Below are 24,065 nucleotides of genomic sequence, written 5' to 3' on the forward strand. Positions count from 1 at the left end.
GGAAATTGTTGTCCATCATGTAGCGGCCGTCGGTTTCCATCGTGTCCGAACAGGCGCCTTCGTGGAACACCGCGCGCACCTTACCGAAATCGCCGTGCGCAAAGCGTTCAACAAATTCAGTCTTGTCGAGATAGTCGTCAATCTCGCAATCGACGAGGTTCTTGAACTTGTCGGCACGCGTGAGATTGTCGACGGCGATGATGCGTTGTTCACCGCGCTCGTTGAGCGCTTTCACGAGATTGCTGCCGATAAAGCCGGCCGCGCCGGTGACGATGAGTGTCATGGTCGTCCTGTCCCGAAATTGGGTTCGACTGACGCCCGCCGCCCGCGCCGCAAGCGCGCGCGAGGCGGCGTGCGGCATTAGAGAAAGAGTTCGTCGTAGTCGACGGTGGCGGTGCCGAGCTTGCCGACCACGATGCCGGCCGCGCGATTCGCCAATGCGACAGCATCGACAAGCGACAGGCCCGCGCCGAGCATCACGGCGAGCGTGGCGATCACGGTGTCGCCCGCACCCGACACATCATACACTTCGCGTGCAACCGCTGATGCGTGCAGGATACCGTCATCCGAGAACAGCGTCATGCCCTCTTCCGAACGCGTCAGCAGCAGCGCCTTGAATTCGAGTTCGGTGCGCAACTTCGTCACCCGCGCAACCAGATCGTCTTCCGACTTCCATTGCCCGACCACCTCGCGCAACTCGGCGCGATTCGGCGTGATCAGGGTCGCGCCACGGTAGCGTTCCCAATCGTCACCCTTCGGATCCACCAGCACCGGCTTGCCTGCCGCATGCGCTTTCGCAATCATTTTCGTGACGTGCGTCAGGCCACCTTTGGCGTAATCGGACATCAGGATTACGTCGTAAGTGGGCAGCAACTCGTCAAAACGCGCGAGACTGGCGAGCAGCACTTCGTGCGCCGGCGTGTTCTCGAAATCGACCCGCAGCAACTGTTGCTGACGCGACAGCACACGTAGCTTGATGGTGGTCAGCAAGTCCGGGTCACGCTCCAGATGCGGCACCACGCCGCTATCGTCGAGCAACTGGATGATGCGCTCGCCGGGTTCGTCATGTCCGACCACGCAGAGCAGGCCCGACTGCGCGCCGAGGGCGACCGCATTGCGCGCCACATTCGCCGCGCCGCCAAGACGGTCTTCCTGCTTCTGCACGTGCACTACCGGCACAGGGGCTTCCGGCGAAATACGATTGACGTCGCCGAACCAGTAGCGGTCGAGCATCACGTCGCCGACCACCAGCACGCGGGCCTTGGCGAGCCGCTCGCGCGGAACGGCGGCGGCCCCGAGAGCAGACGCGGCGGTTTCGTTGATGGTTTCAGGCATCGGCTGGGAGTTCGAAGGGTTGGGCATAGGGACGTCCAATCGAGTGGTAATCGATGCCCAGTTCGGTCATCGCTTCCGGTTCGTAGAGGTTACGGCCGTCGAAAATCAGGGGCGTCTTCAGCACCGATTTCAGATGCACGAAGTCCGGACTCTTGAACTCCTTCCATTCGGTGACGACTACCAGCGCGTCGGCGCCGGTGAGGGTCTCGTTCTGGGTGCTCGTAAAGTGCAGGCGCGACATGTGTTCGGGTACATCGTGCAGGTCGAGCGCGAAAACGCGGCGCGCTTCGGTGATGGCGACCGGATCGTACGCGCGCACGTTGGCGCCGCGCGCCAGAAGCTCGGCGATGATGCGCCGGCTCGGTGCTTCACGCATATCGTCGGTGTTCGGCTTGAACGCCAGACCCCACACGGCGAAGGTGCGGCCGCTCAGATCCTCGCCGAGCGTGCCGGTAATCTTGCGCACGAGGACTTCCTTCTGCTCGTGGTTCACCGCTTCGACCGCTTCCAGAATGCGCAGGTTGTGGCCGCTTTCGCTGGCGGTACGCACCAGCGCCTGCACATCTTTCGGGAAGCACGACCCGCCGTAGCCGCAGCCGGCATACAGGAAGTGATAACCGATGCGCGGGTCCGAGCCGATCCCGCGGCGCACCGCTTCGATATCCGCGCCGACGCGATCCGCCAGATTCGCCATCTCGTTCATGAACGAGATGCGCGTGGCGAGCATCGCGTTCGCCGCATACTTGGTGAATTCTGCCGAGCGCACATCCATGTAGAGCGTGCGTTCGTGATTGCGGTTGAACGGCGCGTACAGGCGCTTCATCAGCTCGCGCGCGCGTTGGCCGTATTCGTCCTCGTCATGGCCGAGCACGATACGGTCGGGGCGCATGAAGTCGTCGACCGCCGCGCCTTCTTTCAGGAACTCGGGGTTTGAGACGACCGAGAAACGATGTTGCTCGCTGTCGCGAAGGCCGCGTTTCGCAAGCTCCTCTTCCACGACCGCGCGCACCCGCTGCGCGGTGCCGACCGGGACCGTCGACTTGTCGACGATCACCTTGAAGCCGTTCATCGTGCGGCCGATGTTGCGCGCCGCTTCGAGAACGTACTGGAGGTCAGCCGAGCCGTCTTCATCGGGCGGCGTGCCGACCGCGATGAACTGCACGTCTCCGTGCGCCACGCTCGCCTCGACATCCGTCGAAAACGTGATGCGCCGCGCCGCCCGGGTGCGGGCGATGATTTCCTGCAAACCAGGCTCGTGAATCGGGACGCCGCCATTGTTCAGGATCTCAATCTTGCGCGGATCGACATCCAGACAGAAGACGTCGTGGCCGATTTCGGCAAGGCACGCGCCAGTGACAAGGCCGACGTAGCCCGTGCCGATGATGGTGATTTTCATACGCGTTCCGCTAATGGGTTCCGGTGATGGTTTCCGGTATTGAATCCGGCGCTGACTGCCATACACGAACAGCGCATGCCGCACGAGCCTGCATGCACCCGCAGGCCGTCGTGCCGGGCCGCTGCGCGCGGGTCATGGCACTCCGCTCAGCTTGACGCCATGATCGGCTCGACGCGGCGGGGTGCATAGGTTTCCCACCCACTGCAACCCGGACACTGCCAGTAGAAAAGACGTGCCCGGAAACCGCAATTCTGGCACGTATACCGTGGCAGATTTTTGGTGCGCTGCTTGATCAGCGTACGCATCAATTCCAGTTCACTGCGCCGCGGCTCTTCAGCGCTCGCCTGCTGCGCTTCGAGCAGCCGCGTCATACCGGCCAGATTGGGCGACTTCTGCATCTGCGAGCGCGCGAGCGCGTGCGCCGCATCCTGTCCACGCAAGGCCGCAACGTGCTGATAGGCGACATCCAACAGGTCGTTCGAAGGATAGCGGTCAACCCAGCTCGTCAACAAATCCGCGCCTTCCTCCGCGCGCCCGAGCGCCTCATAGGCCTTCACCAGCTTTTCGGCCACGAGCGGCAAATACGAGGAATTCTGCTCCTCGACTTTTAGCCAATGCGCGATCGCCGCCTCGGGCGCGCCGCCTGCCATGTCCACATCGCCGAACAGGATGGTCGCGCGCACGCTTTGCGAGTTGGCCTTCAACGCCAGATCCAATTGGTGGCGGGCCTCATCGGGGTTCTTCTGCTGGAGTGCTTCCTGCGCCAATTCACAGTGAAACTGGGCGATTTCCTTGTCCAGCGATTCAGCGCCCATCGTTTCGAGATGACGTGCCGTATCGATGGACTTGATCCAATCCTTTTCGATTTCGTAAATGGTGAGCAGCGCACGCTGCGCGCCCAACGCATGCTCGCCGGCCTCGAGCGACCGGAAGGTCTCTTCGGCGCGATCGAGCAGGCCCGCCTTCAGGAAGTCCTGGCCCAGCTCGTAGGCTGCGTGATCGCGCTCCTTGACCGGTAAGTCGGCACGGCTTAGCAGATTCTGATGCACGCGAATTGCGCGATCCGTCTCGCCGCGACGGCGGAACAGATTGCCGAGCGCGAAGTGCAGTTCGATGGTTTCCGGGTCGAGCTTGACGACCTCGATGAACGCATCGATGGCCTGATCCGGCTGCTCGTTGAGCAGAAAATTGAGGCCGCGGAAATACGAACGCGGCAGGTTGGAGCTCTCGGACAGCAGCGTCTTGAGGTCGTAACGCGCGGCCATCCAGCCGAACGCGAAAGCGACGGGTATGACGAGCAGCCACCAGAAGTCTAGATCCATGCGAATGATTGGGAGTACAGAGACGAAAGCCGCGCGCCTCGGGCACACGGCATGGGAAAACCTAGATCAGCGGCGGCAGCGGCGGTTGCTCGACCACCACCGGGGTCTCGCGCGCCACGCGCAACTCACGCTTCAGGCGGCCGTTTTCGAGCCGCAGCCGGAACACCGCCGGCACCGCCGACACCAGCCCGGCCAGCAAACCAACCACAAAGAACGCCAGACCAATGAGAATCAGCGGGGCGGACCACGCATAGCCGGCGAGGAAATTCAGCGTAGCGGTTTGCGTGTTGGAGAGTGCGAGCACCAGCAGCAGCACGAACACCAGAACGCGGATCAGCCAGACGATAAATTTCATGAATAAGGTCTCTTGACGGCAGTTGCGGGTATGACGCCGGCTTGATGACGCACGTCGCGCCACCGTGTCGCCCGCGCCGAAGTGACCCGTATTGTAATGGAAGGCCCAGCGAGTGGGCAGGAACAAGCCGTGTGCTTGCGCTTACGCGTGGTTTACCACCCGGGTTGCCTACCGCCAAAGCGGGGTTGCGCCGCTTTGACTGCCACGCGAAGGCAGGTGGCGGGCTGCATCAAGCGCAGGCGAAAAAAAAGCGCCCGAAGGCGCTTTTTCTGGTCTTTTGCCGTCTGGCTTTGGCCGCTGACGCTACCAATGCCACGCTGCCAACCGCGCAGCGGAGCATTTACAGGTCGTCGTCATCCGGCTCTTCGGCCTTCAGCGGTTCGCCCGAACGTCGGTCTACCCGCTCGCGCAGTTCCTTGCCAGGCTTGAAGTGCGGTACGTACTTCTCAGGTACCAACACCTTCTCGCCCGACTTCGGATTGCGTCCGACGCGGGAGGGACGACGATTGAGGCCGAAGCTGCCGAAGCCACGAATTTCGATACGATGGCCGTTGGCAAGTGCCTCCGACATCGCATCAAGCATCGTCTTCACCGCGAAATCCGCATCTTTAAGTACAAGCTGCGGAAATCGCGTAGCCAGCTGGGCGACCAATTCCGATTTGGTCATACTGCAGCAGACCTCTCAAGAAAACTCAAGGCTTACTGGTTCTGGCCGTCGAGCTTGGCCTTCAGCAGCGCGCCAAGGTTCGTCGTGCCGGTGGCAGCCGAGCTGGAATCCGACGAAGCCAGGCCGCGAATCGCTTCCTGTTGCTCAGCCGAGTCCTTAGCCTTGACCGACAGGTTGATGCCACGCGACTTGCGATCGATGTTGATGATCATCGCGTTGACCTTGTCGCCTTCCTTCAGCACGTTGCGAGCATCTTCCACGCGGTCTTGTGCGATTTCCGAAGCGCGCAGGTAGCCTTCGACTTCTGCCGACAGCTGAACTACAGCACCCTTCGCATCCACCGTCTTGACCACGCCGTCGACGATCGAACCCTTGTCGTTCATTGCAACGAAGTTGCTGAACGGATCGCCTTCGAGCTGCTTGATACCCAGCGAAATACGTTCCTTCTCGACGTCGATGCCGAGAACGATCGCTTCCACTTCGTCGCCCTTCTTGTACTTGCGAACTGCTTCTTCGCCCGTTTCGCTCCACGACAGGTCCGACAGGTGAACCAGACCGTCGATGCCGCCAGGCAGACCGATGAAGACGCCGAAGTCGGTGATCGACTTGATTGCGCCTTGCAGCTTGTCGCCCTTCTTGAAGTTGCGGCTGAAGTCGTCCCACGGGTTCGGCTTGCATTGCTTCATGCCGAGGCTGATACGGCGGCGGTCTTCGTCGATTTCGAGAACCATGACTTCGACTTCGTCGCCCAGCTGAACAACCTTCGACGGTGCAACGTTCTTGTTCGTCCAGTCCATTTCCGACACGTGAACCAGGCCTTCGATGCCCGATTCGACTTCGACGAATGCGCCGTAGTCGGTGATGTTGGTGACCTTACCGAACAGGCGCGTGCCCGACGGGTAACGGCGGGAAATGCCTTCCCACGGATCGTCGCCCAGTTGCTTGATGCCCAGCGAAACGCGGTTCTTCTCTTGATCGAACTTGAGGATCTTCGCGGTGACTTCCTGGCCAACCGACAGCACTTCGCTCGGATGACGCACACGACGCCATGCGATGTCGGTGATGTGCAGCAGGCCGTCGATACCGCCCAGGTCCACGAATGCGCCGTAGTCGGTGATGTTCTTGACCACGCCTTCCACGATCGCGCCTTCCTTCAGCGTTTCGAGCAGCTTTGCGCGCTCTTCGCCTTGGGTTGCTTCGATCACAGCACGGCGCGACAGCACGACGTTGTTACGCTTGCGGTCGAGCTTGATGACGCGGAATTCCAGCGTCTTGCCTTCGTACGGGGTCGTGTCCTTGACCGGACGCGTGTCAACCAGCGAACCCGGCAGGAATGCGCGGATGCCGTTGACCATGACGGTCATGCCGCCCTTGACCTTGCCCGTGATCGTGCCGGTCACGAGTTCGTTGTTGTCGAGGGCCTTTTCCAGCGACAGCCACGAAGCGAGGCGCTTCGCCTTGTCGCGCGACAGGATGGTGTCGCCATAGCCGTTTTCCAGCGCGTCGATCGCGACGGAAACGAAGTCGCCCGCCTGCACTTCTACCTCGCCCGCGTCGTTCAGGAACTCTTCGAGCGGGATGTAGGCTTCGGACTTGAGACCAGCGTTGACAACCACGAAGTTGTGGTCAACACGCACGACTTCGGCGGAGATCACTTCGCCAGCGCGCATGTCTTGCTTGGTCAGCGACTCTTCGAACAGAGCCGCAAAAGATTCGGTATTCGGGGTAGAGGTTTGCAGGTCGGACATAAAAATCAAAATTTGCATGGTTCTCGCGGTGCCCGGCTGGCCGGATGGTCAGCAATAACGGCTAGTGTGCGAATGCCAAGCGGGGTTAAGGGGTTAAAACACGCTCCACGCGTCTACGCGGAGCACCTACACGACAACGGACTGCTCTTCATTGTGCTCTTTACTGCTTGCTACTCAATTACTGTTGATGCCCGAGCGCACTTTTATGCGATCGGAAGAAGCGCCTGGTACCACTGCACTACCTGATCGACCGCCTGGTCGACCGACAATGCGGAAGTATCGAGCAACTTCGCATCCGCTGCAGGCTTGAGTGGTGCGGCTGTGCGCTGACTGTCGCGCTCATCGCGTTCACGCAAATCCCGGAGCAAGTCATCTATATTAGCAGAAAATCCTTTTTGTATCAATTGCTTATGTCGCCGGGCGGCGCGGGCCTCAGCGCTGGCCGTCAGAAACACCTTGAGCGCCGCGTCCTGGAAGATCACCGTACCCATGTCGCGGCCGTCCGCGACCAGCCCCGGCTCCTTGCGAAAAGCCCGCTGACGGGCCACCAGCGCGGCTCGCACGGGCGCGTGGACGGCAATTGCCGAAGCCCGCTGGCCGACTTCCTCGGCGCGGATTTCGCCTGATACGTCCACGCCGTCGAGTTGGGCAAGCCCCTCGCGGAACGTGATATGGAGGTCGTCGATCAGCTTCGCGAGGGCCTCGGCATCGTCCCCCGCAACGTTGTAACGGATGCTCGCCAGCGCGGCGAGCCGGTACAGCGCGCCGCTATCCAGCAGGTGAAAGCCGAGATTGGCGGCGACCAGCGCGGCCACGGTGCCTTTGCCGGAGGCGCTCGGGCCGTCGATCGTAATGACGGGCGTCTGGTGAAAGGGACGGGTCGGTTTCATCGAAAAAGTCGCACGTCAGGTCGGTTCAGGTCGAAATCAGGGTTGAGCCAGCGCCGTGAAGCGCTCGAAATAGTCCGGGAAAGTTTTACCGACGCACTTCGGATCGTTGATCCGCACCGGCACGCCGCCGAGACTCACCAGGGAGAAGCACATCGCCATCCGGTGGTCATCATAGGTGTCGATCGCGGCGTTCGGCGTCAGTTTCTCGGGCGGCGTGACCGCAATGTAGTCCTCGCCCTCCACCACCTTGGCGCCAACCTTACGCAGTTCGGTAGCCATGGCCGCCAGCCGGTCGGTTTCCTTGACGCGCCAGCTAGCGATGTTGCGCAGCGTAGTGGTGCCGTCGGCGAACAGCGCGGCGACTGCGATCGTCATTGCGGCATCCGGGATCAGGTTGCAGTCCATGTCGATCGGTTCCAGCTTGCCGTGATCGTGGCCGACGCCGCGCACTTCGATCCAGTCGTCGCCCATCGACACGTTCGCGCCCATCCGGATCAGCGCGTCGGCAAAGCCGACATCGCCCTGGATGCTGGCGCGTCCGACCCCTTCGACGCGCAGCGGACCGCCGCCGAGCGCACCCGCGGCGAGGAAATACGAGGCGGACGACGCATCGCCTTCCACCATGATCTTGCCCGGCGACTGATAACGCTGGCCGGCCGGCACGGTGAACTGGTGCCAGCCGTGGCGTTCGACCTTGATGCCGAAGCGCTCCATCAGCTTGATCGTGATCTCGATATAAGGCTTCGAAATCAGCTCGCCATCCACCTGAACGACCGTCACGCCGCTGTCCGTGCGCAACAGTGGCAGCGTCATCAGCAGTGCGGTCAGGAACTGGCTGGACACGTCGCCGCGCACGCGGATCGGCGCTTCGACGGCGATCTTTGCCGGACGAATCCGCAGCGGCGGAAAGCCTTCGTTTTCCTCGTAGTCGATGCGCGCACCGATTTGCCGCAGACCGTCGACCAGGTCGCCGATTGGCCGCTCATGCATGCGCGGCACGCCATGCACACGGTAGTCGCCACCGTTGACCGCGAGCGCTGCCGTCAGCGGTCGCACGGCCGTGCCGGCGTTGCCGAGGAACAGATCCGCGGTTCTTGCCGTGAACGCGCCGCGTGTGCCGGACACGACACACTCGTCGCCCTCGCGCTTCAGCTTGACGCCGAGCTTTTCCAGCGCTTCGAGCATCACGCGCGTGTCGTCGGAGTCCAGCAAATTGGTGATCGTGGTTTCGCCCTCGGCCAGCGCCGCGAGCAGCAGAACGCGGTTCGAAATGCTCTTCGAGCCAGGCAGGCGAACCGTGCCGGACGCACGGGAAAACGGTCCGAGATCGAGATGTTCCATGATTGAGTCCAGTTTCCGGTTATTTCGCGGGGTCATCAGCAGCGACGATCGGAGCGCGCTGCTCCTGCCATTCCGTGCGCGCCACGCGCGAGCGCGCAAACACGGCTTCGAGCGCGGCGCCGTCCGCTGCCTCGACGGCCGCGCGCAAGCGCGCGAGCACCGCCGTATAAGCGTCCAGCTCATCGAGCAGCGCAGCACGGTTGGCGACGCAGATGTCGCGCCACATTTCCGGACTCGACGCAGCGATCCGCGTGAAATCGCGGAAACCACCCGCGGCGAAGGAGAATTTCAGCGCCGCGTCGGGCGAGTTGAGAATCTGCTCGACCAGTGCAAACGACAGCAGGTGCGGCAAGTGGCTCACCGACGCCAGGACACGGTCGTGCTGCTCCGGCGTCATCTCGTGCACCATCGCGCCGGTGGCGCGCCACATCGCGGCAACGCGCGCCACCGCTTCAGGCGGATTCTCGGGCAACGCGCACAGCACGACGTTGCGGCCTTCGTAAAGATCGGGCAACGCGGCATCCGCCCCGCTCGATTCGCGTCCGGCAATCGGATGCCCCGGCACGAATTGCCCGACCCGTTCGCCCAGCGCAGCGCGCGCCGCGGCGACGACGTCGGACTTGGTGCTGCCCGCGTCGGTAACGATAGTGGAGGCTTCGAGAAACGGCGCGATCCGCTCGAGCAGCGGCTGGGTCTGCGCGACGGGCGCTGCCAGCAACACATAGTCCGCGCCGGCGAGCGCCGCGCGCAGGGCGTCATCGTCGCTCAACGTCACTGCGGCGTCGACGACACCCAGCTCCAGCGCCCGCGCGATCGACGCAGGCGTGCGCCCTACGCCGATTACGGTGCGCGCGCCTGCCACGTCGCCGCGCTCGCGCAGTCCGCGCGCCAGCGAACCGCCGATCAGGCCGACACCAAAAATCACCAGCTTGTTAAAAGAAAACCCGGCCACGTCGGTCACAGAGAAAGGCGCGCCATGGCGTGAAACGCCGGCGCGCGGGTGTCAAAATCTCACGCTCGGTTCAAGCGCTCGCGTGGCGCCATTCAGGCGGGCGCGAGCGTCTTTTCGAGCGCGGCGATAAATGCTTCGTTTTCTTCGGGCAGGCCGATCGTAATGCGCAGCCATTGCGGCAAACCGTAGTTGCCCACCGGACGCACGATCACGCCCTGCTTGAGCAACGCGAGGTTGACGCGGTTGCCGGCGCCATCGTCGTTGCCGACGCGCACCAGGACGAAGTTGCCGTACGACGGCACATATTCGAGGCCGAGCCGGTCGAACGCTTCCGTCAAAAGGCGATAGCCCTGCGCATTGAGCGCTGCGGTCTTTTCGAGGAAAACCTTGTCGTTCAGGGCTGCGATCGCCGCGGCCTGGGCCAGCGTATTCACGTTGAACGGCTGACGCAGGCGGTTCAGCAGGTCAGTCAGTTCCGGTTGTGCAATCGCAAACCCGACGCGCAGGCCAGCCAGGCCGAACGCCTTCGAGAACGTGCGCGACACGAGCAGGTTCGGGTAGCGGCGCACCCATGCAATGGAGTCGTAGCGCTTTTCCGGCGCCAGATATTCCGTGTACGCCTCGTCCAGCACCACCACGACGTTGCGCGGCACCTTGTCGAGAAACGCCTCAAGCGCCGGGCCTTCGATGAAGGTGCCAGTCGGGTTGTTCGGATTGGCGACGAATACGAGACGGGTGTCGTCGGTGATGGCCGCGAGCATCGCGTCGAGGTCGTGGCCGTGCTTGACCGCCGGCACGACAATGGCGCGCGCGCCCAGCCCTTGGGTTGCCAGGGCATACACCGCAAACGAATACTCGGAGTAGACGATCGACTGACCCTTCTCGACAAACGCGTGCGCCGCGATTTCGAGAATGTCGTTGCTGCCGTTGCCGAGCGTGATCCAGTCAGCCGGGACGTCATAGCGCGCGCTCAATGCCGACTTCAGTTCGAACGCGTTGGCGTCCGGATAACGGCCCAGCTCGCTCGCGGCCTGCACCAAGGCGCGCTGCGCCGACTCCGGCATACCCAGCGGATTTTCGTTCGACGCGAGTTTCACAATGCTGGCCTCGTCGAGGCCAAACTCGCGGGCCACTTCCGAAATCGGCTTACCGGCGATATAAGGCGCAATCGCGCGCACATAGGAAGGGCCGAATGGCGTTGTCATGAGTATCTCCGGATCGACTGATTGAATAATGAATAAGGTTCGCGGTTCGACGAAGGGCACCAGGGCGGCGGATCAGCGCGCCCGCGGGTACGAGCCGAGGATCTTCAGGAATTCGGCCTTCTGGCCGAGTTCGGCCAGCGCCGCCGCGACAGGCGCGTCATCCCGATGTCCTTCGACGTCGATGTAGAAGTAGTACTCCCACGTACCGACACGGGCCGGACGCGACTCGAAGCGCGTCATCGACACCCCATGGCGAGCCAGCGGCTCCAGCAGCTTGACCATCGCGCCCGGCTCATTCGCTACCGAGACGATCAGCGACGTCAGATCGTTTCCGCTCGTGCCCGTCGGCTCCTTGCCGATCATCACGAAACGCGTGCGGTTGTGCGGATCGTCCTGGATCAGCGCGTGCGCGACCTGCAGGCCGTAGTGGGTCGCCGCGCGATCGCCGGCGATTGCCGCCACGCTCGGGTCGCCGGCGGCGAGCCGCGCGCCTTCGGCATTGCTCGCCACCGCCTGCCGCTCCAGATGCGGCGCGTTCGACGCAAGCCAGCCCTGGCATTGCGCGAGTGCCTGCGGATGCGCGCACACGCGCGTCACGCCGGTCAGATCGCCGTTGAGCGTCAGCAGATTGTGGTGAATCGGCAAAGCGAGCTCGCCGCCGATCAGCAACTGCGTTTGCAGCAGCAGGTCCAGCGTGCGCGACACCGCGCCTTCATTCGAGTTCTCGACCGGCACGACGCCAAACTCGGCAGCGCCGGCTTCGACCGAACGGAACACCTCATCGATCGACGGACACGGCAGCCCCTCGATCGACTGACCGAAGTACTCGTGCATCGCCTGTTCGCTATACGTGCCCACCGGGCCCAGGTACGCAGCCTTGATGGTCTTTTCGAGCGCGCGGCTCGCCGCCATGATTTCGCGCCAGATCGCACTGATGTGCTCGCTGGCCAGTGGCCCGTCGCTCATCTCCTGCAGGCGCGCAATCACCTGCTGCTCGCGCTCCGGCCGGAACACCGGTGCGTTGAAATGCTTCTTGACTTCGCCGACCTCGAGCGCAACCGCGGCCCGCTGGTTCAGCAGCGCGATGAGTTGTGCATCGAGCTCGTCAATGCGATCGCGCAGCGGTTTAAGTCGTGTATTAAGTTCGTCGTCCATGCGTGAAACGGCTCTGCCGGGAAACTGCGGGAAGGGATGCCCGCGCCTGAGGCTCAGGCGCTGCGCTGTTCGAATTCCTTCATGTACTCGACGAGCGCTTTAACGCCTTCGAGCGGCACCGCGTTGTAAATCGACGCCCGCATGCCGCCGACGGACTTGTGGCCCTTCAGCTGCACCAGCCCGCGCGCTTTCGCGCCGGCCAGGAAATCTTCGTTGCGCGCTTCGTCGGCGAGGTAGAACGGTACGTTCATTCGCGAGCGCGAAGCGCGTTCAATCTTGTTCAGGTAGAAGCTGCTGGCATCGATTGCGTCGTACAGGAGTTTCGACTTCTCGAGGTTGCGCGCTTCCATGGCGGCAAGTCCGCCCTGCTTCTTCAGCCACTTGAACACGAGCCCGGCGATATAGATCGCGTACGTGGGCGGCGTGTTGTACATCGAATTGTTCGCGGCGACGGTTTTCCACTCGAACGCCGACGGGCAAATAGTCATTGCCCGGTCAAGCATGTCCTCGCGCACGATCACCACAGTGACGCCCGCCATGCCGATGTTCTTCTGGGCCCCACCGAACAGTACGCCATATTTGGCGATGTCCATGGGACGCGACAGGATATGCGACGACGCGTCGGCTACCAGCGGAATGTTGCCGAGGTCGGGAATTTCGAACGTTTCGACGCCGTGGATCGTCTCGTTCGTGCACAGATGCACGTAGGCGGGATCGTCAGACAATTGCCATTCGGCGCGCGCCGGCGCACGCGTAAAGCCGTCGGCGGTCTCACCGCTCGCGGCCAGATGCACGGCGCCGTACTTTTGCGCTTCCTTGAACGACTTCTGCGACCACGAACCCGTCACCACGAAATCGGCGCGCGGCTTCGAGCCGAACAGGTTCATTGGCACGATGGCGTTTTCGCCCAGCCCGCCGCCCTGCAAAAACAGGATGCGATGGCTTGCAGGCACATCGAGCAGATCGCGCAGGTCCGTCAGCGCTTCCTCATGAATCGCCATGAATTCTTTGCCGCGATGGCTCATTTCCATCACGCTCATGCCGCTGCCGTGCCAGTCGAGCATCTCGGCGGCTGCGAGGCGCAGCACTTCTTCTGGCATGGCCGCAGGTCCGGCCGAGAAATTAAAGACGCGCATCGTGAAATCCCTGAAGCGGGCGCGCAGCGAATTACCCTTGCGAATTCGCGCCCGAAAAGAAAATGGCCGTCTGCGCGTGTGCGCAAACGGCCATTATCGCATTGACGCCGTTACCCCGCCAAACCCGGGCGCCGCGAGGCGCCTGTGGCCGGCAGGCTAGCGTGGCATCAGCAAAACCCGACCTTATTGCTTGGGCGGCTTGACCGAAGCGACTTCCTGGTCAGCTTGAGCGCGCGTTGCCTTGATCGATTGCGGCATGTACTTTTGCATCAAACCGTTCACGACGTCGCGGCCAACCTGGTCTTGAACCTGGATGAACTTGCGGCCCGTCGGGCTCTTGTAGAACGCCGTCAGATCCTTGATTTCCGACGTCGAGTAGTACTTCGCGTACGCGTCGTACTGAGCTTGCATTGCGTCCTGACGGAAGCTATCCGTTGCGAAGACCTGGCCTGCCGAGTCAACCAGCTTCGGCACAGCGTTCTTCTGCAGCGTCGGCACGGAAGCTTGCTTCTGCTTGTCCGTCATCGTCTTGTTTTCGCTCAGCGCGTCCGACAGGATGGCCGGAACCAGTTGCTTGGCTTGCATTTGTGCGCTGTTACCGATTGCGCCGACGAGCTTTTGCGCGTCGATCGCGTCCAGCAGATCCTTGATGGCAGCTTGCTTGGCCGGATCAACCGGCGCCGGAGCAGCCGTGCTGTTGTCCGCCGGATTCGGCGTTTGCGTCTGAAGCGCCTGCGCCATTGCGAATGCCGGTACGAAAGCAGCCAGCAACATCAACTGTTTGAATCCTTTTTGCATCATTACTCCCTAAGAGAAATTAGTCGAACTGCTTGCCGCGTGGACTGTGCGCATCGGCCCGATGCGCCTGTCTGCGTCCCCGCAGCGTTCACCTGTACATGATTGCCGGCGCGAATCAGGCTGCTCCGCCTTCCTCACCGCTTTCGTCACCGTCAGCGGAACCTTCGGCGTCACCTTCCACATCGGCTTCAGCCTCAGCAACCTGCTGTAGACCGGAAAGCTTAGTCCCTTCATCAAGGCTGATGAGTGTAACACCTTGGGTTGCACGGCCCATTTCACGGATTTCCGACACGCGCGTGCGAATCAGCACGCCCGTATTTGTAATCAGCATGATCTGGGCTTCGGAATCCACCAGCGTCGCGGCAACTACCTTGCCGTTACGCTCCGATGTCTGGATCGCGATCATTCCCTTCGTACCACGCCCGTGACGGGTGTACTCAGTGATCGGCGTGCGTTTGCCAAAGCCGTTCTCTGTCGCAGTGAGCACTGACTGCTGCTCGTCGCCGGCGACCAGCAGCGCAATCACCTGCTGCCCATCGTCAAGCTGCATGCCACGGACGCCGCGGGCTTCCCGGCCCATCGGACGCACGTCGTTCTCGTCGAAGCGCACTGCCTTGCCCGAATCCGAGAACAACATCACGTCGTGCTGGCCATCGGTGATAGCCGCGCCGATCAGGTAATCACCGTCATCCAGACCGACCGCAATAATACCCTTGCGCAGCGGCCGACTAAAGGCTTCTAGCGGCGTCTTTTTTACCGTTCCTAACGCGGTGGCCATGAAGACGTATTTGTCGGCCGAAAATTCCTTGACCGGCAGGACCACCGTGATCTTTTCGCCGTCCTGCAGCGGGAACATATTGACGATCGGGCGGCCACGCGAGTTGCGCGAGCCCTGCGGCACTTCATAGACCTTGACCCAATAGACGCGGCCGCGGTTCGAGAAGCACAGGATGTGATCGTGCGTATTGGCGATGAAGAGCGTGTCGATCCAGTCGTCTTCCTTCATGGAAGTCGCCTGTTTGCCACGACCTCCGCGCTTCTGGGCGCGATATTCGGACAACGGCTGCGATTTCACATAACCGGCATGCGACATGGTCACCACCATGTCTTGCGGCGTGATCAGGTCTTCGGTATTCAGCTCGGTCGCGTTCAGCTCGATCTTCGAGCGGCGGGCGTCGCCGAATTCGGCCTTGATCGAGGTGAGTTCGTCGACGATGATCGCCGTAATGCGTTCCGGGCGTGCCAGGATGTCGAGCAGGTCAGCGATTTGCGCCATCACTTCGCGGTACTCGCCGATGATCTTGTCCTGCTCCAGACCCGTCAGGCGTTGCAGACGCATCTGCAAGATTTCCTGAGCCTGGGTGTCGGACAGGCGGTAAAGGCCGTCGGACTGCATGCCGAACGCGGGGTTCAGGCCTTCCGGGCGATACGCTTCGCGACCACCGGCCGAGGCATTTTCCGTCTCGGCGCGCGACAACATTTCGCGCACCAGCGACGAATCCCACGGACGGTTCATCAACTCCTGCTTCGCGATAGGCGGCGTAGGCGCGGCCTTGATGATGGCGATGAACTCGTCGATGTTGGCGAGCGCCACGGCCAGACCTTCCAGCACGTGACCACGTTCGCGCGCCTTGCGCAGTTCGTATACAGTGCGCCGCGTCAGCACTTCCCGCCGGTGCGACAGGAAGCAGGACAACATCTCCTTCAGGTTCAGCAGCTTCGGCTGGCCGTCGACCAGCGCGACCATGTTCATGCCGAACGTGTCCTGAAGCTGGGTCGCCTTGTACAGATTGTTGAGGATGACCTCGGGCACTTCACCGCGCTTCAGCTCGATCACCACCCGCATGCCGCTCTTGTCGGACTCGTCGCGGATGTCCGAAATACCTTCGAGCTTCTTTTCGTTGACGAGTTCGGCGATGCGCTCGAGGAGCGAGCGCTTGTTCACCTGGTACGGCAATTCGTCGACGATGATCGCCATGCGCTGGCCGCGGTCGATTTCCTCGAAGTGCGTCAGCGCGCGCATCACCACGCGGCCACGGCCGGTGTGATAGCCGTCGCGCACGCCGGCCACGCCGTAGATGATGCCGGCCGTCGGGAAGTCGGGCGCCGGAACGATTTCGATTAGCTCGTCGATCGTCGCTTCCGGGTTCTTCAGCAGATGCTGACAGGCGTCGACGATTTCGTTCAGGTTGTGCGGCGGGATGTTCGTTGCCATCCCCACCGCGATCCCGGACGAGCCATTGATCAGCAGATTGGGGATGCGCGCCGGGAGGATGGCCGGCTCGTTTTCGCTGCCGTCGTAGTTCGGCGTGAAGTCGACCGTTTCCTTGTCGATGTCGGCGAGCAGTTCATGGCCGATCTTGGACATGCGGATTTCGGTGTACCGCATCGCCGCGGCGTTGTCGCCGTCGACCGAACCGAAATTGCCCTGACCGTCCACCAGCATATAGCGCAGGGAGAAGTCCTGTGCCATCCGGACAATCGTGTCATAGACAGCCGTGTCGCCGTGCGGATGATATTTACCGATCACGTCGCCGACAATACGCGCCGACTTCTTGTAAGCTCGGTTCCAGTCGTTGTTCAGCTCGTGCATCGCGTACAGCACGCGCCGGTGCACCGGCTTCAGGCCATCGCGAACATCGGGAAGCGCACGCCCCACGATCACGCTCATCGCGTAATCGAGATACGAACGGCGCATTTCCTCCTCTAGGGAGATTGGCAGAGTCTCTTTGGCGAATTGATCCATTATCCGTATCTTTTACGTGCGAAGACGATGGCGGGACCCCGCCTCCGCGTAAGCGCTGCAGGCGCAACGCATCACGCGATTCTAACATGCCGGGCATCCACGCCCGGCGGGGGTACGTATACCTATTAGTGGGAGGCGCCCGAACGGCTCCTGAGACGCGTGTGCGGCGAGCAAGAGCAGGCCCGATTTATGCTGGCCCTTATTCGGCTCGCGGCCATGACTGGCGGGGCACACTGCTCTCCCACAAGGCTTCTGTTGCGGACGCACCACAATCGGACAAGCCTATGGAAAGGGGGCAGATTTTTTTACGTGGGAAGGGAACGATATGGCAAAATGCCAACGCACAAAGAGTTAGACACTGCTCGAAGTCTACACACCACGTTTTTTGTTCCGCACCAATGTTATACTTCGAGCAATGTATGACTTGTCATCGTCAACAAGCTCGCAGTAAACCTGCGGTAATCTCAATTTCGAGAGGAGAAATATGAATAAACTTTCAAAGCTCGCGTTCATTGCAGCTACCGCAGTTATGGCTGCATCCGCAATGGCACAGTCGGTGCCGGCGTCGCGACAAGCTACGAACGACAACTGGGTGAACGGCACGGGCGAGTACGTGTGGATGAACGGCACGAACGAACTCTGCTGGCGCGATGCATTCTGGACGCCGGCAACCGCTAACGCAAAGTGCGATGGCGCCCTGGTTGCTCAGGCACCTACCCCGCCGGCACCGCCGCCGGCTCCGGCTCCGGTTATCCAAAGCCAAAAGATTACGTATCAAGCTGACGCTCTGTTCGACTTCGACAAGGCTATCCTGAAGCCGGGCGGCAAGGAAAAGCTGGATGATCTCGCATCGAAGATCGGCGGCCTGAACCTGGAAGTTGTGGTTGCAACGGGCTATACGGACCGTATCGGTTCGGACAAGTACAACGACCGCCTGTCGCTGCGTCGTGCTCAAGCTGTCAAGGCATACCTGGTCAGCAAGGGCATCGAAGCCAACCGCATCTACACGGAAGGCAAGGGCAAGCGCAACCCGGTTACCACCGGCTGCAACCAGAAGAACCGCAAGGCTCTCATCGCCTGCCTCGCACCGGATCGTCGCGTGGAAGTCGAAGTTGTTGGTACTTCGAAGCAGTAAGCTCCAGATTACCGCAGTATCAAAGCCCCGCTTCGGCGGGGCTTTTTTTATGTCCGAACGCTTCCTTGCGTCGATCAGGGCCGCACGCCTCACATTCGGCCTCTGGTGGCAGGTTCGGGCAGCCGATGTGCCGGCGGCATTTTGCTGCCCTGTCTGTCGGCCTATATACTCGGGGTTTATCCTCGACACCCGTTCACCCGCTCTCATCAAGGCCGCATCCGCCATGACCAATGCCGATCCCCACGAACTGCAAAAATTCAGCGATCTCGCCCATCGCTGGTGGGACCCGAACGCCGAATTCAAACCGCTGCATGAACTGAATCCGGTCCGGCTCAACTGGATCGACGCTCAGGCGCACCTCGCCGGCAAGCGAGTACTCGATATTGGCTGCGGCGGCGGCATTCTGACGGAATCGATGGCCGGATTAGGCGCACACGTGAAGGGAATCGACCTCTCCAGCCAGGCGCTCGGGGTGGCAGATCTTCACAGCCTTGAAAGTGGTGTAACCGTCGATTACGAAGAAATCGCCGCGGAGGCACTCGCCGCCCGCGAACCCGGCACCTACGACGTCGTAACCTGCATGGAAATGCTGGAACACGTACCCGAGCCGGCGGCCATTGTCGCGGCCTGCAAGACGCTGGTGAAGCCTGGCGGCTGGGTGTTCTTCTCAACGCTCAACCGGAACGTGAAGTCGTATCTGTTCGCTGTGATCGGCGCGGAATATATTGCGCGGATGCTGCCCAAGGGCACCCACGACTACACGCGCTTTATCCGCCCGTCGGAACTAGCGGGTTTCGTCCGCGCCGCCGAATTGCGCACCGCGGACATCAAGGGCATCGTGTATCACCCGCTCAGCAAGCACTTCGCCCTGTCGGACGACACGAGCATCAACTACATGCTCGCCTGCCGCCGCGACGTCTGACGCGCATCGACTCCAATACGCATCCATGAGCGACCCTACCCCTCTGCCGCAACGCGAAGACGAAGACGCCTCGATAGGCCTTTGCCAGGCGGTCCTGTTCGACCTCGACGGCACCCTCGCCGACACGGCGCCCGATCTGGCCGCAGCCGTCAACAAGATGCGTCACGAGCGCGGCCTCGAGATGGTGCCGCTCGAAAACCTGCGGCCGCTGGCGTCGGCCGGCGCGCGCGGGCTGATCGGGGGCGCTTTCGGCATTGGGCCCGAGCATCCCGAGTTCGCGGGGATGCGCGAGGAGTTTCTCGCCAATTACGAAGCCGACCTGTGCATCGAAACCACGCTCTTCCAGGGCATCGACGCTGTGCTCGATGAACTGGACGCGCGTGGTGTGCGCTGGGGCATCGTGACCAACAAGGTGGCCCGCCTGACCGATCCGCTGGTGGCCCTGCTGGGTCTCGATCTGCGGGCCGGCTGCGTGGTCAGCGGCGATACGACTCCGCACTCGAAGCCCCATCCGGCGCCGCTGTTGCACGCGGCCCGCATGCTGGACCTCCCGCCGGAGCGGATCGTCTACGTGGGTGACGACTTGCGCGACGTGCAGGCGGGCTTCGCAGCAGGCATGGTGACGGTCGCAGCGGCCTACGGCTACTGTGGCAATGACATTCCGCCGACCCGCTGGCATGCGCAACATGTCGTCCAATCTCCGGCTGAACTGCAGAAACTGCTGCGAGAGATCAGTTGACCGGGCTGCTACCTCGCGGATCAGGTTGCGGAGCACCGTGCGGTGTCCTATCCAAATACAGCCAAGACAGGGCTGTCGATCTATTGTAAAATCTACTTTGGCCCAGCATTTAGGGGCAACAAACCGCGGGGGCGACCTGGTTTCGACAGGGGTTGCGAAGCGGCTAGGGCATACCGAGGACCCGTCACCTCGTTAATCAATGGGAAAAACGTAACTGCAAACGACGATACGTTCGCACTGGCAGCCTAAGGGCCGCCGTCCTCTGCCTAGTTCACTGACGGGCTAGAGTCGCAAGACCGGTAGCAATACCGACAGAGGTCATATACGTCAGTTAAGCCTTGGCGGTGTCACGACGTCCGGGTCGAAAATCTAGTGAATCGCCGTCATGCAGCGTGTTCGTCCGCGTCGTGGCGGTTAAATCAAATGACAGAACTAAGTATGTAGAACTGGTCGTAGAGTGCTTCTGGACGCGGGTTCGATTCCCGCCGCCTCCACCAAACACCCTGCAAGTAGCAGCAATGTTTTGCTAAGAACCCCGACAGCGTCAGGCTTTCGGGGGTTTTTTGTTGCGTGTTGCTTTCGTTTACTGATCCTGCGGGCACTGCAGATTGCAACCGTCCGGGTCACCGTTGTCGCCCTTTTTGCGCATCGCGGACTTCTTGTCGGACTGGTACTTGTTCGACGGCGCGGATGCGGCGAACGGCAGTTGCGGGTGCTCCTGCAGATGGAATTCGTCATCCAGGATGCCGCCAGGCACGCCCGGCGAATTCTGCGCGAAAGCAATGGAGACTGTGGCGAACAACGCGCCTGCCGTAACAGCCACGGCACAGGCTTTGAGTAGAACGTTCATGTCGATCCGGCGCGGGTGTGCCGCGCAGTTGAGGCTAAATCAGAAGGCTACAGAGTATCGCATACCGCGCCAGACCGGGGCGGCAGGCCCCGCCTGTGTTGTTACAGGCGCTTACCCGAGGGCCGGACCGAGTCCATCGTCGAGTTCCAGCAGCACTCCGCAATCCTGTGGATTGTAGCCCTCCAGCCGGGCCACGCCGCTCTTGAATACTTCGCTGCGCAGCATGTCGATGACGGTGGCAAGCGGCGTGCGTTCGAGCGCCGCCCGGTCGCAAGCGAAGTAATAGTCCTCATCGACGATCGGCACAAAATCGAGGCCGAAATGATGGGCGGCCGGCTCCACGCCGAATCCCACATCGGCCATGCCGCTGGCGACAAACGCAGCAATCGCCGAATGCGTCAGTTCCGTCGACGCATAGCCGTTGACCCGATCCGGATCGACGCCCACGCGACGCAACGCGAGATCGAGCAGCATCCGCGTGCCGGACCCCGGCTGCCGGTTCACGAAGCGGATGTCGTCGCGCGAGAGATCGCGCAGTCCGCCGATCCGCTTCGGATTGCCCTTCGATAGAAACAGGCCCTGCTTACGCTGCGTGAGGTGGAGCAGCACATGGCGCTCGGGATCGAGCCAGCGCCGGTAGGTATTTGCACAAGCAGCGCGAAATTCACCGCGCGGCAGGTGAAAGCCGGCCAGATCGCACTCGCCTCGCGCCAGCGCGGTGACGGCATCCGCGCTATCGCGATACTTGATGTCGACGGGCACTTCATCAGCCACCAGCGAGGTGACCAGCGCAGCCACCGCATAGCCGTGCGAAGCGTGAATCCGTACGTCATCGGCGGGCGGCGCGAGCCATCGGTTCAGGTCGCTCGCCACCTCGCTCGCCAGCGCCCGCATGTTGCCATCGAGCCGCTCGCTGCACAGACGCTGCGCGCGCAACACGGCCTGGCCCAAGTCAGACAGCACCGAACCGCGCCCGCGCTCTTTGGCAATCAATGGACCACCCAGCCGCTCCTCGATGCTGCGCAGCAAACCCCATGCGTGACGGTAGGACAAACCCTTAAGCGTCGCCGCCTGGGCAATGCTGCCCGCTTCGTCAACGAGCGCCAAAAGCTGCACGACGTCCGTCAGGCTGGCTTCGCGGCCGTCCGCGTCGCGGACAACCAACTGCGCATGGCATTCGATCCTGATCATATATGCTGAGTTGCATCCTATTGCGAAAGGGGCGTCACCCGCCTATCGTTGCTCTACACATACCAAACGTACGAAGCATATGTGCATACTTTATGAAACACAAGTGCATATTAGACTTCGGAGGAGCCCCCACTTTGGACGATTCGAACGCGCTCGCACCTGAGCAACTGGTGCAGCGTCATGCGCAGCCAGGCCGGTCTTTGCTTGCCGTGCTGCACGCCATCCAGGACGAACTAGGCTTTGTACCGCCGGAGACCGTGGCACCGCTCGCCCGGGCGATGAACCTGTCACGCGCGGAAGTCCACGGTGTGCTCACCTATTACCACCATTTCCGTACCCATCCCGCGGCGCCGGTCACCGTACAACTCTGCCGCGCCGAAGCCTGCCGCAGCATGGGCACCGAGGCGCTGGCGCAGCACATTGAAGCGCGCACCGGTTGCCGCTTCGACGGCGAGCATCAAGACGCACATGGCGCGGCCGTCGGGCTCGAATCGGTGTATTGCCTCGGCCAGTGCGCGCTGTCGCCCGCGCTGATGATCAACGGCACGCTGCACGCGAAAGTCACGCCCCAGAAGTTCGACGCGCTGCTCGCGGCTGCGACAAAGCGAGTGGAGGAAACGGCATGACGCGCGTTTATGTTCCTCGCGATTCCGCGGCGCTGGCACTCGGCGCTGACGCGCTGGCCGATGCGATTGCCCGTGAAGCGGCGCAACGCGGCATCGCCATTGAACTGATCCGCAACGGTTCGCGCGGGTTGCTATGGCTCGAGCCGCTTGTCGAAGTCGTCACTCCGCGCGGGCGGATCGGCTATGCGAATGTCGACGCAGCAGATGTCGCCTCGTTGTTCGATGCGGGCTTCACTGAGGGCGGCGCTCATCCGAATCATGTGGGCGTCGTCGACGAGATTCCTTATCTGCAAAGACAGCAGCGTCTAACCTTCGCCCGCATCGGCATCACCGATCCCCTGTCTATCGAGGATTACGTCTCCCATGGCGGTCTCGAAGGGTTGAAGCGGGCGCTCGCCACCGATGGCGACGCCGCCTGCGAAGCCCTGATCGAATCAGGCCTGCGCGGCCGCGGCGGTGCAGCGTTCCCCGCCGGTATCAAATGGCGCACGGTGCGCGCCGCCAAGGCTGCCCAGAAGTACATCGTCTGCAACGCGGATGAAGGCGATTCGGGCACTTTCTCCGACCGTCTGATCATGGAGAGCGATCCCTACGTGCTGATCGAAGGGATGATCATCGCGGGCATCGTGACCGGCGCGACGCTCGGCTACATCTACGTGCGCAGCGAGTACCCGCATTCGATCGCGACGCTCGAAGCCGCTATCAAACGCGCCCGTGACGCCGGCTGGCTCGGCGGCAGCGTGCTGAGCTCGGCTCACAGGTTCGAACTTGAGGTCGCCAAAGGCGCGGGCGCCTATGTCTGCGGCGAAGAAACCGCGCTGCTCGAATCGCTCGAAGGCAAGCGTGGCATCGTGCGTGCCAAGCCGCCGGTGCCGGCACTGGTGGGTCTGTTCGGACAGCCAACCGTCATCAACAACGTCATCACACTCGCCACGGTACCGATCATCTTCGCACGCGGCGCGGCCTTTTATACAAACTTCGGCATGGGCCGCTCACGTGGCACCCTGCCGTTTCAGCTCGCCGGTAACGTGAAGCAAGGCGGTCTAGTCGAGCTCGCGTTCGGTGTCACGCTACGCGAGTTGCTGTACGACTATGGCGGCGGCACCGCCAGCGGCCGGCCCGCGCGCGCGGTGCAGGTGGGAGGCCCGCTCGGCACCTATCTGCCGGAAAGCCAATGGGACATTCCTTTGGACTACGAAGCCTACGCGGCGGTCGGCGCAGTGGTGGGCCACGGCGGCATCGTGGTGCATGACGACACCTCGAATCTCGCGGAACTCGCACAATACGCCATGCATTTCTGCGCGCTCGAATCGTGCGGCAAATGCACGCCATGCCGGATCGGTTCGACGCGCGGCGTGGAGGTGATCGCACGCATTCGCAATGGCGATACTTCGACGCGGCAAGTGCAATTGCTGCGCGACCTGTGCGACACGATGGTGTCCGGTTCGCTCTGCGCGATGGGCGGCATGACGCCCTACCCGGTGCTGTCCGCACTCGACCACTTTCCCGAAGACTTCGGTCTCGACACCGTCCAGCCCAAAGCGGCGGCGGCCTGA

At 62.0% G+C, this 24,065-nt stretch carries 22 protein-coding genes and 1 other RNA gene; 6 read left to right on the forward strand and 17 right to left on the reverse strand.

The genetic code is table 11. The annotated features are described in order from the left end of the window. The 15 genes from P3T40_RS24545 to gyrA form a co-directional block, all read right to left on the reverse strand. The coding region (locus tag P3T40_RS24545) for an NAD-dependent epimerase/dehydratase family protein (protein WP_429270306.1) at positions 1-283 on the reverse strand (283 nt) is incomplete at its 3' end. A 77-nt stretch (positions 284-360) separates the two neighbouring features. Continuing rightward, on the reverse strand, positions 361-1,362 hold the full coding sequence (gene rfaE1, locus P3T40_RS24550; protein ID WP_429270307.1) for a D-glycero-beta-D-manno-heptose-7-phosphate kinase: 1,002 nt from the start codon (positions 1,360-1,362) through the stop codon (positions 361-363). Beyond that, a complete protein-coding gene (locus tag P3T40_RS24555) occupies positions 1,328-2,731 on the reverse strand; it encodes a UDP-glucose dehydrogenase family protein (RefSeq protein ID WP_429270308.1) in 1,404 nt (467 codons plus the stop codon). Before P3T40_RS24555 ends, rfaE1 begins: the two co-directional genes overlap by 35 nt. A 146-nt stretch (positions 2,732-2,877) precedes the next feature. Beyond that, positions 2,878-4,053: a lipopolysaccharide assembly protein LapB gene (gene lapB, locus P3T40_RS24560; RefSeq protein WP_429270309.1), complete on the reverse strand. Its 1,176-nt coding sequence runs from the start codon at positions 4,051-4,053 to the stop codon at positions 2,878-2,880. Between the two features lie 61 nt (positions 4,054-4,114). Next, positions 4,115-4,408 carry a LapA family protein gene (locus P3T40_RS24565; RefSeq protein ID WP_429270310.1) on the reverse strand — a complete coding sequence of 98 codons (294 nt, stop codon included), beginning with the start codon at positions 4,406-4,408 and terminating at the stop codon, positions 4,115-4,117. A 340-nt stretch (positions 4,409-4,748) separates the two neighbouring features. Beyond that, entirely contained in the window at positions 4,749-5,075 is a 327-nt protein-coding gene (locus P3T40_RS24570) for an integration host factor subunit beta (RefSeq protein ID WP_074300394.1), read from the reverse strand. Between the two features lie 32 nt (positions 5,076-5,107). After that, positions 5,108-6,841 (reverse strand): 30S ribosomal protein S1, encoded by a 1,734-nt coding sequence (rpsA, locus tag P3T40_RS24575; protein ID WP_144156931.1) that lies wholly within the window; start codon positions 6,839-6,841, stop codon positions 5,108-5,110. A 185-nt stretch (positions 6,842-7,026) separates the two neighbouring features. Beyond that, the gene (cmk, locus tag P3T40_RS24580) at positions 7,027-7,713 is read right to left on the reverse strand and encodes a (d)CMP kinase (protein WP_429270311.1); all 687 of its coding nucleotides are present in this window, start codon (positions 7,711-7,713) and stop codon (positions 7,027-7,029) included. A 36-nt stretch (positions 7,714-7,749) separates the two neighbouring features. Continuing rightward, positions 7,750-9,054, reverse strand: coding sequence for a 3-phosphoshikimate 1-carboxyvinyltransferase (gene aroA / locus P3T40_RS24585; protein ID WP_429270312.1), 1,305 nt, complete (start codon positions 9,052-9,054; stop codon positions 7,750-7,752). 19 nt (positions 9,055-9,073) lie between these two features. Then, positions 9,074-10,015 (reverse strand): prephenate dehydrogenase, encoded by a 942-nt coding sequence (locus tag P3T40_RS24590; protein WP_429270313.1) that lies wholly within the window; start codon positions 10,013-10,015, stop codon positions 9,074-9,076. An 83-nt stretch (positions 10,016-10,098) separates the two neighbouring features. After that, complete coding sequence (gene hisC / locus P3T40_RS24595; RefSeq protein WP_429270314.1) at positions 10,099-11,211, reverse strand: histidinol-phosphate transaminase; 1,113 nt, start codon at positions 11,209-11,211, stop codon at positions 10,099-10,101. 72 nt (positions 11,212-11,283) lie between these two features. Then, positions 11,284-12,366, reverse strand: a complete 1,083-nt coding sequence (gene pheA / locus P3T40_RS24600; RefSeq protein WP_429270315.1) for a prephenate dehydratase — start codon at positions 12,364-12,366, stop codon at positions 11,284-11,286. A 53-nt stretch (positions 12,367-12,419) separates the two neighbouring features. Further along, the gene (gene serC, locus P3T40_RS24605) at positions 12,420-13,502 is read right to left on the reverse strand and encodes a 3-phosphoserine/phosphohydroxythreonine transaminase (protein WP_429270316.1); all 1,083 of its coding nucleotides are present in this window, start codon (positions 13,500-13,502) and stop codon (positions 12,420-12,422) included. 183 nt (positions 13,503-13,685) lie between these two features. Beyond that, a complete protein-coding gene (locus P3T40_RS24610) occupies positions 13,686-14,300 on the reverse strand; it encodes a DUF2059 domain-containing protein (RefSeq protein WP_429270317.1) in 615 nt (204 codons plus the stop codon). A gap of 115 nt (positions 14,301-14,415) precedes the next feature. Next, complete coding sequence (gene gyrA / locus P3T40_RS24615; RefSeq protein WP_429270318.1) at positions 14,416-17,046, reverse strand: DNA gyrase subunit A; 2,631 nt, start codon at positions 17,044-17,046, stop codon at positions 14,416-14,418. 484 nt (positions 17,047-17,530) lie between these two features. Here gyrA and ompA point away from each other — a divergent pair, with 484 nt between their 5' ends. From ompA to ssrA, 4 genes are all read left to right on the forward strand, one after another. After that, the gene (ompA, locus tag P3T40_RS24620; protein ID WP_429270319.1) at positions 17,531-18,181 is read left to right on the forward strand and encodes an outer membrane protein OmpA; all 651 of its coding nucleotides are present in this window, start codon (positions 17,531-17,533) and stop codon (positions 18,179-18,181) included. A 223-nt stretch (positions 18,182-18,404) separates the two neighbouring features. Further along, entirely contained in the window at positions 18,405-19,103 is a 699-nt protein-coding gene (gene ubiG / locus P3T40_RS24625; protein WP_429270320.1) for a bifunctional 2-polyprenyl-6-hydroxyphenol methylase/3-demethylubiquinol 3-O-methyltransferase UbiG, read from the forward strand. A 25-nt stretch (positions 19,104-19,128) separates the two neighbouring features. Then, positions 19,129-19,842 carry an HAD family hydrolase gene (locus tag P3T40_RS24630; protein ID WP_429270321.1) on the forward strand — a complete coding sequence of 238 codons (714 nt, stop codon included), beginning with the start codon at positions 19,129-19,131 and terminating at the stop codon, positions 19,840-19,842. A gap of 127 nt (positions 19,843-19,969) precedes the next feature. Further along, positions 19,970-20,339: a transfer-messenger RNA gene (ssrA, locus tag P3T40_RS24635) on the forward strand. Positions 20,340-20,425: 86 nt separating this feature from the next. Here ssrA and P3T40_RS24640 read toward each other — a convergent pair. Both P3T40_RS24640 and P3T40_RS24645 read right to left on the reverse strand, forming a co-directional pair. Next, on the reverse strand, positions 20,426-20,692 hold the full coding sequence (locus tag P3T40_RS24640; RefSeq protein ID WP_429270322.1) for a hypothetical protein: 267 nt from the start codon (positions 20,690-20,692) through the stop codon (positions 20,426-20,428). A gap of 111 nt (positions 20,693-20,803) precedes the next feature. Then, a complete protein-coding gene (locus P3T40_RS24645) occupies positions 20,804-21,883 on the reverse strand; it encodes a substrate-binding domain-containing protein (protein ID WP_429270323.1) in 1,080 nt (359 codons plus the stop codon). Positions 21,884-22,017: 134 nt separating this feature from the next. Here P3T40_RS24645 and P3T40_RS24650 point away from each other — a divergent pair, with 134 nt between their 5' ends. Further along, positions 22,018-22,509, forward strand: a complete 492-nt coding sequence (locus tag P3T40_RS24650; protein ID WP_429270324.1) for an NAD(P)H-dependent oxidoreductase subunit E — start codon at positions 22,018-22,020, stop codon at positions 22,507-22,509. After that, complete coding sequence (locus tag P3T40_RS24655; RefSeq protein WP_429270325.1) at positions 22,506-24,065, forward strand: formate dehydrogenase beta subunit; 1,560 nt, start codon at positions 22,506-22,508, stop codon at positions 24,063-24,065. Before P3T40_RS24650 ends, P3T40_RS24655 begins: the two co-directional genes overlap by 4 nt.

It is taken from the genome of Paraburkholderia sp. EB58 (assembly GCF_050436665.1).
Taxonomy (GTDB): domain Bacteria; phylum Pseudomonadota; class Gammaproteobacteria; order Burkholderiales; family Burkholderiaceae; genus Paraburkholderia.